At 40.1% G+C, this 13,360-nt stretch carries 9 protein-coding genes; 8 read left to right on the top strand and 1 reads right to left on the bottom strand.

Annotation, left to right across the window (positions count from 1 at the left end; all coding sequences use genetic code 11):
• The first annotated feature begins 98 nt into the window (after positions 1 to 98).
• The 7 genes from MTF64_RS00395 to MTF64_RS00365 all read left to right on the top strand — a co-directional run bounded on the left by MTF64_RS00395 (position 99) and on the right by MTF64_RS00365 (position 8,974).
• Positions 99 to 1,316, top strand: a complete 1,218-nt coding sequence (locus MTF64_RS00395; RefSeq protein WP_055254353.1) for a phosphopentomutase — start codon at positions 99 to 101, stop codon at positions 1,314 to 1,316.
• 15 nt (positions 1,317 to 1,331) lie between these two features.
• Complete coding sequence (gene deoD / locus MTF64_RS00390; protein WP_004587192.1) at positions 1,332 to 2,033, top strand: purine-nucleoside phosphorylase; 702 nt, start codon at positions 1,332 to 1,334, stop codon at positions 2,031 to 2,033.
• 625 nt (positions 2,034 to 2,658) lie between these two features.
• A complete protein-coding gene (locus MTF64_RS00385) occupies positions 2,659 to 3,642 on the top strand; it encodes an IS110 family transposase (RefSeq protein ID WP_248450079.1) in 984 nt (327 codons plus the stop codon).
• Between the two features lie 938 nt (positions 3,643 to 4,580).
• Entirely contained in the window at positions 4,581 to 5,582 is a 1,002-nt protein-coding gene (locus tag MTF64_RS00380) for a glycosyltransferase family 2 protein (protein WP_248444210.1), read from the top strand.
• Between the two features lie 1,487 nt (positions 5,583 to 7,069).
• The gene (locus tag MTF64_RS00375) at positions 7,070 to 7,813 is read left to right on the top strand and encodes a ferredoxin--NADP reductase (protein WP_248450078.1); all 744 of its coding nucleotides are present in this window, start codon (positions 7,070 to 7,072) and stop codon (positions 7,811 to 7,813) included.
• A gap of 92 nt (positions 7,814 to 7,905) precedes the next feature.
• Complete coding sequence (locus MTF64_RS00370) at positions 7,906 to 8,637, top strand: nuclear transport factor 2 family protein (protein ID WP_029773547.1); 732 nt, start codon at positions 7,906 to 7,908, stop codon at positions 8,635 to 8,637.
• A gap of 16 nt (positions 8,638 to 8,653) precedes the next feature.
• On the top strand, positions 8,654 to 8,974 hold the full coding sequence (locus MTF64_RS00365) for a hypothetical protein (RefSeq protein WP_004589283.1): 321 nt from the start codon (positions 8,654 to 8,656) through the stop codon (positions 8,972 to 8,974).
• A gap of 529 nt (positions 8,975 to 9,503) precedes the next feature.
• Here MTF64_RS00365 and MTF64_RS00360 read toward each other — a convergent pair.
• On the bottom strand, positions 9,504 to 10,382 hold the full coding sequence (locus MTF64_RS00360) for a tetratricopeptide repeat protein (protein ID WP_024032988.1): 879 nt from the start codon (positions 10,380 to 10,382) through the stop codon (positions 9,504 to 9,506).
• A gap of 658 nt (positions 10,383 to 11,040) precedes the next feature.
• Between MTF64_RS00360 and katG the strand changes: the two genes are divergently transcribed.
• On the top strand, positions 11,041 to 13,221 hold the full coding sequence (katG, locus tag MTF64_RS00355; RefSeq protein WP_248450077.1) for a catalase/peroxidase HPI: 2,181 nt from the start codon (positions 11,041 to 11,043) through the stop codon (positions 13,219 to 13,221).
• Positions 13,222 to 13,360 lie beyond the last annotated feature (139 nt).

Raw genomic sequence — 13,360 nt, 5'->3', positions numbered from 1 at the left:
ATTTATAATGTTTAGCTTTTATGAAACAGGACTTATGTCCTGTACGGAAAATTCGATCAGCGGATAAAGTAACCACCTAGAAGCAAAGTGAGGTCAACATGGCAAGAGCAATCATCTTAATGGCAGACAGCCTAGGTATAGGCGCAGCACCCGATGCAGACAAATTTGGTGATGTTGGAGCAAATACACTCGCCCACTTATTAAAAGCATACCACGACGAAACGGGTAAAGCGTTATCGTTACCTAATTTATCTAAATTAGGTTTAATCGATGCCTGTGAAGCCGCGGGCGGTGAAACGTGTTTAGTTTCTGATCGTCAAGCATCGCAAGGTGCATGGGGTTATGCAAAAGAGCTTTCAAGCGGTAAAGATACGCCATCAGGGCACTGGGAAATGGCCGGCGTACCTGTGTTATTTGATTGGGGCTACTTCCCTAAAACACAGCCGAGTTTTCCACAAGAATTTGTAGACGAATTTATAGCCGCTACTGGTATACCTGGCATTTTAGGCAACTGCCATGCATCAGGCACTACCATATTAGAGCAGCTAGGCGAAGAGCATGTAAAATCAGGCAAACCAATTTGTTACACCTCTGCAGATAGCGTGTTTCAAATTGCCGCACACGAAGAGTCTTTTGGCCTTGAGCGCCTTTACGAAGTGTGTGAAATTGCCCGCGAATTACTTGATAAACTAAATATAGGCCGTGTTATTGCTAGGCCATTTTTAGGCACAAGCAACGCAGATTTTGCCCGTACTGGTAATCGTCGCGATTATTCAGTATTGCCGCCAGCACCGACCCTATTAGATGTGCTATCTAAACACGGTGGTGAAGTAATAAGCATTGGTAAAATTGCAGATATATATGCACACCAAGGCATTACCCAAAAACACAAAGCCCCAGGGCTGATGAATTTGCTTGAAAAAAGCAGCGAAGTATTAGCAAGTGCGCCAGATAACAGCTTAATTTTTACCAATTTAGTTGATTTTGACGAAAAGTTTGGCCACCGTCGCAACCCAGTTGGTTATGCAAAAGCGTTAAAAGAATTTGACGATTACTTACCAACTATACTAAACCAATTAAATGCAGATGACGTGTTAATGATCACTGCAGATCACGGCTGTGACCCAACCTTTCCAGGTTCAGAGCACACCCGCGAATATGTACCAGTTATAGCTTATCAACCGGGCATGCAAAATACCCCGCTTGGCGAGCGCAATAGCTTTGCAGATATAGGCCAAACCCTTGCACAGTGGTTTAACTTACCTGCACTTGAATACGGTGACGGCTTTTTAAATAAGCTAAACGCGCCTAAATAAAAAGGAAAACAATTAATGAGTACTCCGCATATTAGTGCAAACGTTGGTGACTTCGCTGAAACAGTATTAATGCCGGGCGATCCGCTTCGTGCACAATACATTGCTGAAAACTTTTTAGATGATGCAGTACAAGTAACAGGCGTACGTAACATGTACGGCTTTACAGGCACATACAAAGGTAAACCTGTAAGTATTATGGGTTCGGGCATGGGCATACCATCTATGTCTATTTATGCGCGTGAGTTAATTGTAAGCTTTGGCGTTAAAAATATTATTCGTATTGGTACCTGTGGTGGTATTGGTACAGATATTAAAATTCGCGACGTAATTTTTGCACAAGGCGCAAGCACCGACTCAAACGTAAACCGTGCACGCGTTCGTGGTTACGATTTTTCAGCAATTGCTAACTTTGACCTACTTTTAAACGGTGTTAACGCCGCTAAAGACCTAGGCATTAAAGCAAAAGTAGGTAACGTATTTACTACCGATACCTTCTACCAAGCTGACGACACATTCTACAAAGACCTAGATAAACTAGGTGTACTAGCTGTAGATATGGAAACAGCAGGTTTATATGGTGTAGCTGCAGAGTATGGTGCTAACGCAATGGCACTATTTACCGTAAGTGACCACGTGATCACCGGTGAAGCAACACCTGCAGATGAGCGCCAAAGCACATTTAACGAAATGGTTAAAATTGCTTTAGAGTCTATTTAATAAACGCAATTTTATTAAATTAGCAAACAGTTCCTTGGTAACGTATTCACTAAGTTTTGGAGACACGCCCAAAGTGAAGTGAGACTAAACCCCCAAAGCCGCATTTTATGCGGCTTTTTTTATGCCTATAAAAGCGCTACTTTTAAAGCGCCAGCAAGCTGCACGTCTGCACAGCACGAGCTAACCGCGTAGCTGGAGTTCACCTCGCGTTTGGTATTAATTTCTTCGTGGTATAAAGCCGCTGCTACTCATTAACTCCACCATAAAGTACACAGAGGCGCTTTGCGCTACATATAGAAAACACGGGTTTGGTTCATCACTTCTCATTATCTTCTCGGTGTTCTCAGTGGTGACATAATCACTTTTAAACAAAAGCAATGCACGTCTACAGGAGGTAGCTCCGACGTTAACTTGACTTGTAGACGTCGAGGCAAGCTCACTGAACTCGATGTGATAAATGATTAGCTATCATTTATCACATCGAAGTCAGTGAGCTTGCCTTTGCGCCTAGTATTTAATACTGCTCCGTAGATAAAGCCCTGACTTTCTATTCTCACAAACTGAATGGTATCCAAGCACACTTTTATTTAAGTAGATGCTGTATGTACAAGGGGAGTAAGTAGAGATGATGTTTATCGGCATTGATATTAGTAAAGAGAAAATTGATTTATCGTGGTTGAGAGACCAGCTTACAAACAAGATTAAAACAAAAGTCTTTAAAAACAAGCATCAAGACTTTGAGAGAATAGAAAAGTGGCTTTTAAATACAACTAAAAGCGTTGCTAGTGAGCTCGTTATCACCCTCGAACCAACGGGTGTTTATCATGAAGCACTGATGTATTTTTTACATGAGCAAGGCTTTAATATTATTTTAGCGAATACAGGCAAAGCGAAAAAGTATGCTGACGCGTTAAACATAATTCATAAAACAGACAAATCTGATGCAACGATGCTTGCCCACTACGGCTGTGCAAAGCACGCAGTCGTTGATTATTGGCAACCTGAAGCGTTAGAAGTTAGAGAGCTTAAAGCCCTTATCCGTCGTTTAGATGCGCTTGAGAGTAACCGGCAACGAGAAGCTAACCGATTAGAAGCAAGTGAATTCAGCAACGTTTCAGCACGTGTTCGCCAATCGATAAAAGTGACTATCGCATTTTTAGATGACGAAATTAAACAGCTTAAATCTGACATTGATGATCACATAGATAATGAGCCTGGTTTAAAAAGAAACAGGAAACTACTAGAGTCTATACCTGGCATTGGGCATGTATTATCGAGAGAGCTGACATATTTGTTTGCGGCTAAAAAGTTTAATAAAGCCAAAGAAGCAGCAGCTTATTGTGGATTAATCCCACGGCACAATGAATCGGGTAAATTAAAAGGGCGAACAACAATCAGTAAACTTGGGCCAGCCAGAATTCGCTGTAAACTCTACATGGCAGCCATTGTCGCTGGGCAATGGAATAAAAGAATAAAACGACACAAGTTAACATTAATAAATAACGGTAAAACACCGATGCAAGCTGTATGTGCGAATATGAGAAAGCTCATTCATATATGTTTTGGTGTAATAAAAAACCAAGAAGAGTTTAAGCTCCAAGAAAGTTAAGTACGACCTTGAAGCTTAAAATGAGAGATGGTATCTACTGGGGAAGGCTCAGCTTAGGTGTTAATGTTGATATTGTAAACGTAGAGCTTGCTCAGAGTTGATTTGCACTACTACCATTTGCCTGAGCATCTTCACTTTTTCAATGATTGCATTGTAAGCATCACAACAAATTTATATCGTATAAGCCCACTAATAGTAAAAAGTATCGCTTCAGGTCTGTCACAGTCATGCCTAACACTCGCTGAAGCGTAACAATAAAACTTTGCAGCTTCTAATATACGTTTGTAGGAGGAAAGAAGAGGGGATACAAGCAACTAAGCTAATAGATACTTATTGACAGTAAGGAATTTGAGCAACCTATAAAAAATTATCCAAGAAGTTCTTTGATAGACCATTTGATTCTAGGTATTATTAATAATCTTTATAAATTTACAAGCAGCAGGGGGCTGTGGGTTAAAATTATACCCCAAATAACCACTAAGCTCATGATGGTGTCCCTTTGTAAGAATGGGAAAATAATTTATAGGTATTTAGTCCCCACGGTTTTACTATTATGCCGTTAACTGCAATGGATAAATTAGCTAGTAGTTAGTATAGGGAACAATAGCTTTTATTCGTAAGTTTTCAGTTTAGTTGCTTACTTTATTGGGTGGCTGTACCGAAATTAAAGTTAATAAGAATAAATATAAAATAATTTTTATTCTTATTAAGCTAATCATTTTTTACTGATTGCTAGCAATAAATTAAAAACTATCGCTATTTTAGCAATGTTTTATTGCTTCAACGGTTAAAAATTAGTATTATTTTTAATCGTTAAAGGTTTAAATAACAAACTTAATATAAAAATATTAATTAGTTCATACAAAAATAATTAATTTGGCTTTGTGCAAATAATTAAGTGAATTGATTAAATACATGGATGATTTATAGGAATTATTATGCATAGTATAGGGGTCGTAATACCATTTTATCAACGAGATAAAGGAATATTGTTAAAATCTCTCAAGTCTATAATTGAGCAAGAAAGTTTAAGTAAAATAACTTACTATGTTGTTATTGTTGATGATTGTTCTCCTCTTTCACTTTCTGAAGAATTGGCACTCCTGCCTACTTTACCAAAAAATATACATTTAATTAGCCTTTACCACAAAACTAATTCTGGACCAGCTATAGCTAGAAATACAGCATTAAAATATATTCAAACTAAGCTTTGCAATATAGTTGATTATGTTGCATTTTTAGACTCGGATGATCAATGGGGTGTAAGCCATAGCACTTTAGCATTAGAGGCCTTCGACTTAGGTGCTAGCTTTTATTTTGGCAATACAGATCGAGATGGCTTCTATGATTCTAATTGGAATACTGATATTCCTGAAATGGAGCGCGATTTAAGCCACTTTTTAGTAGGCGAGTCTAAATTTTTAATAGATTCACCTGTTATTATCCAGTCAATGTACAATAAATATTTATCGCAAACATCGACAGTTATGTACAGGCTGAGTAAATTTCCTGAGGTATTATTTTGCGACCAACTAAGGTTTGCAGGTGAAGATGAACTAATGTGGCTATTGTTGTGTTCTAATGCTGATAAAGTTGCGTACTACCCTTGTGACATCACAAAATGCGGCAAGGGTGTAAATATGTTTTTTTCGAACATAAGCTGGGACCTTGTAGGTTCATGTAACATTATGGGAAGTAAAGCTCTGGCAACAGCGATGATTTTAGAGAATATTCCATTAGATTCAGAGCAAAGAAAAATTTTAAAGAAAACTTTCAACTCTCATTGCTATGTTTATTTTAAATTAATGGTAAAACATATGCTAAAATTTCGTGAGATAGACTTCAAAAATACTCTTCTATTAGTTAAATATTTAGTAAGTAAAGATCTTTCTAGCCTAGGCGAGCATATAAACGTAGAAGTTGAGTTGTCTACAAAATAGTCTTTATAAACTCTATTTATCACTTCTTTTTTTGCTTTTTATATTAATAAAAGTAATTTTAATTTTATTGTTTAAGTGAGTATAAATTAATTTATATAATGTTTATTTAGTTTATATAGTGCTTGTAGTGATTATTTAAGTTTTACACTTTTCAGGAGTTAGAGTTATAATTTAACAGCGTATGGCCCCTCTCATTCTATAATAACTCGATTCTTATTGTCTTCTCCAAAATCGTATTACGAACAGAACCAAATATTTTAAGTCTTTAAGCGTTTAAATTTTATATTCACCTAATGTTTAATGCATTAGAGAAATATTAATCCTAATCTATTGTTTATAGTTAAAGCTAAATAAGTTTACAGAAATTTACTTCGTTTAATTAAAGTTTAATAAGAATTATGTAACCCCTAGGTAAAAGCGTTGCTTTTAAAATGCCAGCAAGCTGTATAGAGTTGGGTTAGCTTTAAGATTAATGTAAACATTGCAGATGCCTAGGTTGCTGAGGGTTGATGCGTATTTTCTCATTAATTTAACCACAGAAAGCATTCTGCGCTACGCAGAGAAACATGGGGGCTGGTTATATTACTTCTTATGGTTTCTCGGTGGTGACATAACCACTTTTAAGACGTGTTTAGAGAATAGGGTTTATCGTGTAGCAGCGAGTTTACCTCGCGTATGGTATTAAATTTTTTCGCGGCATAAAGCCGCTGCTACTCATTGATTACACCACAGAGGACACAGAGGAAACAATGGGGGGCATTTTTCCTGTTCTTTTCCTTCACTCCTCGGTGGTGACATAATCACTTTTAAACAAAAGCAATGCGCGCATTCAAAGCATGAGTTAACCGCGTAGCTGGAGTTCACCTCGCGTTTGGTATTAATTTTTTTCGCGGCATAAAGCCGCTGCTACTCATGAATTCCACTACAAAGTACACAGAGGCGCTTAGCGCTACACAGAAGAAACAATGGGGGGTGGTAACATTTCTCCTGCTCTTCTCCTTCACTTCTCTGTGGTAACAAAATCACTCATGAACGAAAACAACGCGCGTCTACAAAGCACGAGCTAACCGCGTAGCTGGAGTTCACCTCGCGTTTGGTATTAATTTTTCGCGGCATAAAGCCGCTGCTACTCATTAATTGCACCGCAGAGGGCACAGAGACACAAAGGAAACAATGGGGGTTGGTAAGTCATTTCTCCTTCACTCCTCTGTGGTGAAAAAAATCACTTATGAACGAAAACAACGCGCGTCTGCACAGCATGAGCTAACCACGTAGCTAGGGTTAACCTCGCGTTTGGTATTAATCTTTTTCGCGGCATAAAGCCGCTGCTACTCATCTTTTTTAAACAAACCAATGTTACCCAAAGTAAAAGCACTACGTTTAAAAAGTAGCTACACCCAGTGTCACTCTTACTAAGTTAATGCTAGTGTATAAATTACAACCATTTATTGTTTTTGTTGTTTAACCGTTAAGCTATGGAGTTGACTATGTCTAACTGGGTAGATGCAACCGTAAAAAAAGTAACATGGTGGAGCGATACACTTTTCAGCCTGGTAGTAAACGCAAGCGTAGAGCCATTTAAAGCAGGGCAGTTTACTAAGCTCTCGATTATGGAGGGCGATAAACGTATTGCTCGGGCATACTCTTATGTAAACGCGCCTAATAACCCCGATTTAGAATTTTACCTTATCAATGTAGAGGGCGGCTTATTATCGCCTAGGTTGGCGCAATTAAAACCAGGCGACACTGTATTAATAGAGCAACGTGCCACGGGCTTTTTTACCTTAGACGAAATACCGCCAAGCGAGCAGTTATGGATGCTAAGTACAGGCACTGCAATAGGGCCGTTTTTATCTATTTTGCAGCAACAAGAGGTATGGCAAAAATACACACAGATTAATTTAGTGCACGGCGTACGTTTTAATGCCGATTTAAGCTATCAAAATCTAATACACACCCTAATAAACGCACACCCTACACAACTTAACTACATTCCGGTTGTAAGCCGTGAGGAGTCACAGCAAGGCCTAAAAGGGCGTATAACTACAGCAATTCAAAACGGCGAGCTATTTAGTAAAGCCTCTAAAACCCCAAGCCCGAGTAATGCGCAATTTATGATTTGCGGTAACCCACAAATGGTAAAAGACACCACACAGTTACTTTTAGACAAAAACTTTAAACGAAATCGTCGCAGAGACCCAGGGCACATAACGGTTGAGCAGTATTGGTAAAGTGTATAACAATCATTTAATTGCTACCCGAAAACGCTCAAATTTGTTATGTTGCAGCATTAACAGCGTTATATGTTCATATTAGGAAAGTTATGAAATCGTTATCTATTATTTTTGCCTCGCTTATTGCCACTGTTGCCCTGATCAGTTATGCAGCAGAGCAAACCGAAGAGACTCAAGAAGAGCAAAAAAGTACCGAGCAAGCGTCAAGCTCTACTCAAGCCAGCAATTCACCAACAAAAGCAAAAGATGAAAAGTTAAACACGCTTGAGTACCAAGCCCCAGAGCTTAAAACGCCAACAGTAGATACTACTAAACCTGACGACTCAAAAGTACTGGGTAGCGAAACCCCCAAACCGGTAGAAAAACCAAAAAACAAAGTAGAAAAAGCAGCAGCTGTGGCCGAGGCAGAAAAAGCGGTAACGCAAGCCAAAGAGGCATTAACCGCTAAGCAGCAAGCTAAAGCTAAGCAATCTCGCGAGTCGCTTGCTGTTGTAGAGCAACTAGTAGAAGCCTATAACGCACGTAATATTGAACAATTTATTCGTATGTACGATGAAGATGTAGAGTTTTATATTTTTCCTAATGAGCTATTATTTAAAGGAAAAGAAAAACTAATAGCCCGTTATGGCTTAATGTTTAAAAAATTAAAGTGCATTAATAGCTCGCCAATAAAGCGTATTGTGCACGGCGACATAGTAATAGACCACGAACTATCAGAAACCTGTTCAACAGACGAAAACGTGGTAGATAAACGCTCTGAGTTAGTATCGAGCTACCAAATAAAAGACGGAAAAATAATCCGCGTATTATTTTTTAGATAATTATAAAAGGCATACTATGCAGTTAGCAGACGACAAAAAAATTCGCTTAATGTATCGCGTTGAGCCAGGGTGTTTAGGGCCGCAGGGCGCAGATCACATAGAAGACTTTTGTCGTTATGCTAATAAGCATATTAAATCACCTTATTACGGGCAATTTTTGTTTTTACCACGTTTTGATAAACAAAAAGATGAGCGTCAATACAGCGTAAAAAACCGCAACCTATCGCGAGTGCAAGCCAAGGCCTATTTAAACCATTTTGAAATTGATATAGATACCTTCGAAGAGCAACTCGACGAACTCCTCACCAAGGCCATCGATTTATACTTTAAACGATAATTATAAACGCCTGGATACAAGTTTTACCCTGTAGCTAATTTTGCCTGTAGACGCCTAGTTTGCTCAGGGAGGTGCGTATCTTCTCATTAATTGCCCCACAGAGGGCATTTCGCGCTAAACAGAGAAAACAGGCATTGGTGAGTTACTTCTTTGTGGTGAGATAATCACTTTTAAGACGTGTCTACAGAATAGGGTTTATCGTGTAGCAGCGAGTTTACCTTGCGTTTTATATTAAACTTTTTCGCGGCATAAAGCCGCTGCTACTCATTAATTGCACCACAGAGGGCACAGAGGCGCTTCGCGCTACACAGAGAAAACACAGGTATTGGTGATTTATTTCTTCAGTTTTTCTCCTGCTCTCCTCCTTCACTTCTCGGTGGTGACATAATCACTTTTAAACGAAAGCATGAGCTAACTACGTAGCAGCGAGTTTACCTCGCGTTTTATATTGAATTTTTTCGCGGCATAAAGCCGCTGCTACTGCTATTGTGGGCTTCGCACTTTACGCCAATAACGCGCCTACAAAACTCTAGCTACCCGCTACTATGGTATTAAAGCTGTCGTTGTCGTGTAGGCTGGCAAATGCACTTTCGTGTAGTAGCTCATTACGTAAGTTTGGCGAGTATTCAAGGGCCATTTTTATATCGGCTAATGCATCGGCATGTTTGTGTGTAAGTGCATACGCACACGCACGCTGCCAGTAGGCATAGCCGTAGTCGCTATCTATATCAATGGCTTGGTTACATAACTCAATGGCTTTGGCGGTTTCGTTTAGCTCTAATAATGCATCGGCTTTGTAGGCAATGGCTTCTACATCTTCTGGCTTACGTTTTAAAATTTCGTCAAATATTTCTATTTTGTTTGCAAAGTCGCTTTCTAGGTTTGCGCGCATCCATAACGAGTGCACCTCGTTAGTGACCGATATACGCTCTTGGTTACTGAGTATTTCTTCTGAGCGTACACGCAGTTTTTCTTCAAGAATTTTTAAGCGATCTTCGTACTCGTCAGTGATCACACTGACACGCGTATTTACTATGTCTTCTACTTTATTTTTAACATCGCGCAGCGAGTTCCAGCCTACTAAAACCAAAATAGAGGCCGTAGCAGTAATAATAAAAAACACGTTATTAATAGTGTCGGTGGTGTAAATAAGCGCTCTGTCGGCGGTGTCTAACTGGGCGTGTGTAACTTGTTTTGTCACATCTTCGCGTAATTGTTGTTGGTCTTGGCGAACGGCTTTTAACTCATCAAGAATATAGCGTTCTAAAAGCGGTTTATACATGGGCTCATTTAATTGCGCTAACGCTTGTTGCTGTTGCTCTTCTGTTGGTGCAGCAGATTCTTGGGCATTAACAGTATTTAAAAGCGAAACAAAACAAACAAATAGAATAGTTATATAAAAACGCATGGGTACGCCTAGTTAATTATTAGTGACTAATCGCACTTTAACATGCAAGGCTTATTGGCACTAGGGCGTGTTGGCTTTGAACATTAAACAAGTTAACAAAATCATACAACTGTTCACACAGCCCCAAATGATTCTAAATTTTAGGCAAAAAAAAGCCAGCCCAATGTGGGCTGGCAAAACTGCTTAAAACAACAATAAATTGTCGCAGGGAAATAACAGGAGTGAGTGGTCATAATAATCAAGTTAATCTGAACATTTACTTAATTATTCAAAATAGATTTCAATAAGTTATAAAGTAAAGGTGCATTGGGCTTAGTAATGCACCTTTATAAACAACTTTAATTTCATGGTGAAGGGGGGTATTCCAATGTGCGCTTAATTAAAAGCCACTTTCAAACCCTTCACATACCATTACGCGTTATCTATTTAATCCGATCACACTAATTGCGGTGTTTAAACTGTATTTATTAAACCAATGGTTTCAATCGATTTAATTCAAGTTAATACGCTGGCGAATGTAATATTAGGTGTCTATATTGTTTGAGCAGTAAATAAAAATTATGCACAAAATTAATAAACCTTAGCGTGCTACTTTAAATGTAAGCGCTGGGGCTTGAGTAAAATAGTTAAACTCTTCATTTAAAGTAAGGAGCTGAAAATGAGCAGCACTAAATCGGGTCAATGTCCCGTAATGCACGGTAGTAACTCAGTTATTTCTAAAGTAAACACAGATTGGTGGCCAAATACTCTAAATTTAGACATTCTTCATCAGCACGACACAAAATCAAACCCCTACGGCACAGACTTTGACTACGCCGAAGCATTCAAATCTCTCGATTTAGACGCAGTAAAAGCAGACCTAAAAACCTTTATGACCGATAGCCAAGATTGGTGGCCAGCCGATTGGGGTCATTACGGCGGCTTAATGATCCGCATGGCATGGCACTCTGCGGGTACGTACCGATTATCAGACGGCCGTGGTGGCGCAAGCACCGGTAACCAGCGTTTTTCGCCGCTAAATTCGTGGCCAGACAACGCAAGCCTAGACAAAGCGCGCCGCCTATTATGGCCAATCAAGAAAAAATACGGTAACAAACTATCGTGGGCCGACCTATTTATTTTAGCCGGTAACATGGCATACGAATCAATGGGCTTAAAAATTTATGGCTTTGCCGGTGGCCGTGAAGACATTTGGCATCCAGAAAAAGACATTTACTGGGGCGCAGAAAAAGAATGGCTAGCACCGAGTGATGAGCGTTACGACAACGTAGAAAAACCCGACACCATGGAAAACCCATTGGCTGCGGTACAAATGGGCTTAATTTACGTAAACCCAGAAGGCGTAAATGGGATACCCGATCCGCAAAAAACCGCGCAGCACGTACGTGAAACATTTGCTCGTATGGCAATGAACGACGAAGAAACCGCAGCGCTTACTGTGGGCGGTCACACGGTAGGTAAAACCCACGGTAACGGTAAAGCTGAGCACTTAGGCCCAGAGCCAGAAGCGGCCGACGTACACGAGCAAGGCCTAGGCTGGAACAGCACTAAAGAAGGCGGCTTTGGTCGCAATACTGTAACGTCGGGCCTAGAAGGTGCGTGGACTACCCATCCAACAAAATGGGATAACGGCTACTGCCACTTACTATTAAACTACGAGTGGGAACTAACTAAAAGCCCAGCAGGCGCGCACCAATGGGAGCCTGTAAATATTAAAGAAGAAGATAAGCCGGTAGATGTAGAAGACCCATCAATTCGTTTAAACCCAATGATGACCGACGCCGATATGGCCATGAAGGTAGACCCAATCTACCGTAAAATTATTGAACGTTTTAACAACGACTTTGAGTATTTTTCTGATGTGTTTGCCCGCGCCTGGTTTAAACTTACGCACCGCGACTTAGGTCCTAAAGCGTGTTACTTAGGTAAAGATGTACCAAGCGAAGACCTAATTTGGCAAGACCCAATTCCAGCGGTTGACTACACCCTATCTGATGATGAAATTAGCGAGCTAAAAGCACAAATTCTTGATTGTGGCGTAAGCGCAACTGATTTAATTACTACAGCGTGGGATAGCGCACGTACGTACCGTGGCTCAGACCGCCGTGGTGGTGCAAATGGCGCGCGTATTCGCTTAGCTCCGCAAAAAGATTGGCAAGGTAATGAGCCAGAGCGCCTAGCAAGCGTACTTAGCGCCCTTGAAAAATTTAAAGCAGGTTTAGCTAAGCCTATCAGTATTGCCGATTTAATCGTATTAGGTGGCACAGCTGCTGTAGAGCAAGCTGCAAAACAAGCTGGTGTTGATGTAACAGTACCGTTTGCGCCAGGGCGCGGCGATGCAACCGACGAAATGACCGATGCCGAGTCGTTCGAACCGTTAGAGCCAGTACACGACGGCTTTAGAAACTACCTTAAAGGCGATTTTAGCGTATCGCCAGAAGAGCTACTTTTAGAGCGTAGCCAGTTAATGGGCCTAACAGCACCAGAAATGACCGTACTGTTTGGCGGAATGCGCGTGTTAGGCACAAACTACGCAGGCAGCAAACACGGCGTATTTACCGACAACGTAGGTGCGCTTTCTACCGACTTTTTTGTAAACTTAACCGACATGGCCAATAACTGGAAACCGTCTGAGCCAGGTGTTTACAACATTGTTGAACGCAAAACAGGCACCATAAAATGGACCGCAACACGTATAGATTTAGTGTTTGGTTCAAACTCTATATTACGTGCACTAAGCGAATTTTACGCACAAGACGACAACAACGAACGTTTTGTAAATGATTTCGTAAATGCATGGGTAAAAGTAATGAACGCCGACAGATTTGATCTTAAATAAATCAAAATTATAGGCACAAAGGGGAGCAATATAGCTCCCCTTTTTTATTATCTAAATTTTAGTTCGTGGCCTGTAGGCACAGAGCTTAGCTTCGGCGTTAGTTTGTCTTGTAGACGTAGAGCTTGCTCACGTTAGAAGC

The sequence above is a fragment of the Pseudoalteromonas sp. 2CM41L genome, assembly GCF_023161905.1.
Taxonomy (GTDB): Bacteria; Pseudomonadota; Gammaproteobacteria; order Enterobacterales; family Alteromonadaceae; genus Pseudoalteromonas; species Pseudoalteromonas atlantica.
This window is presented reverse-complemented; position numbering and strand designations above follow the sequence as displayed.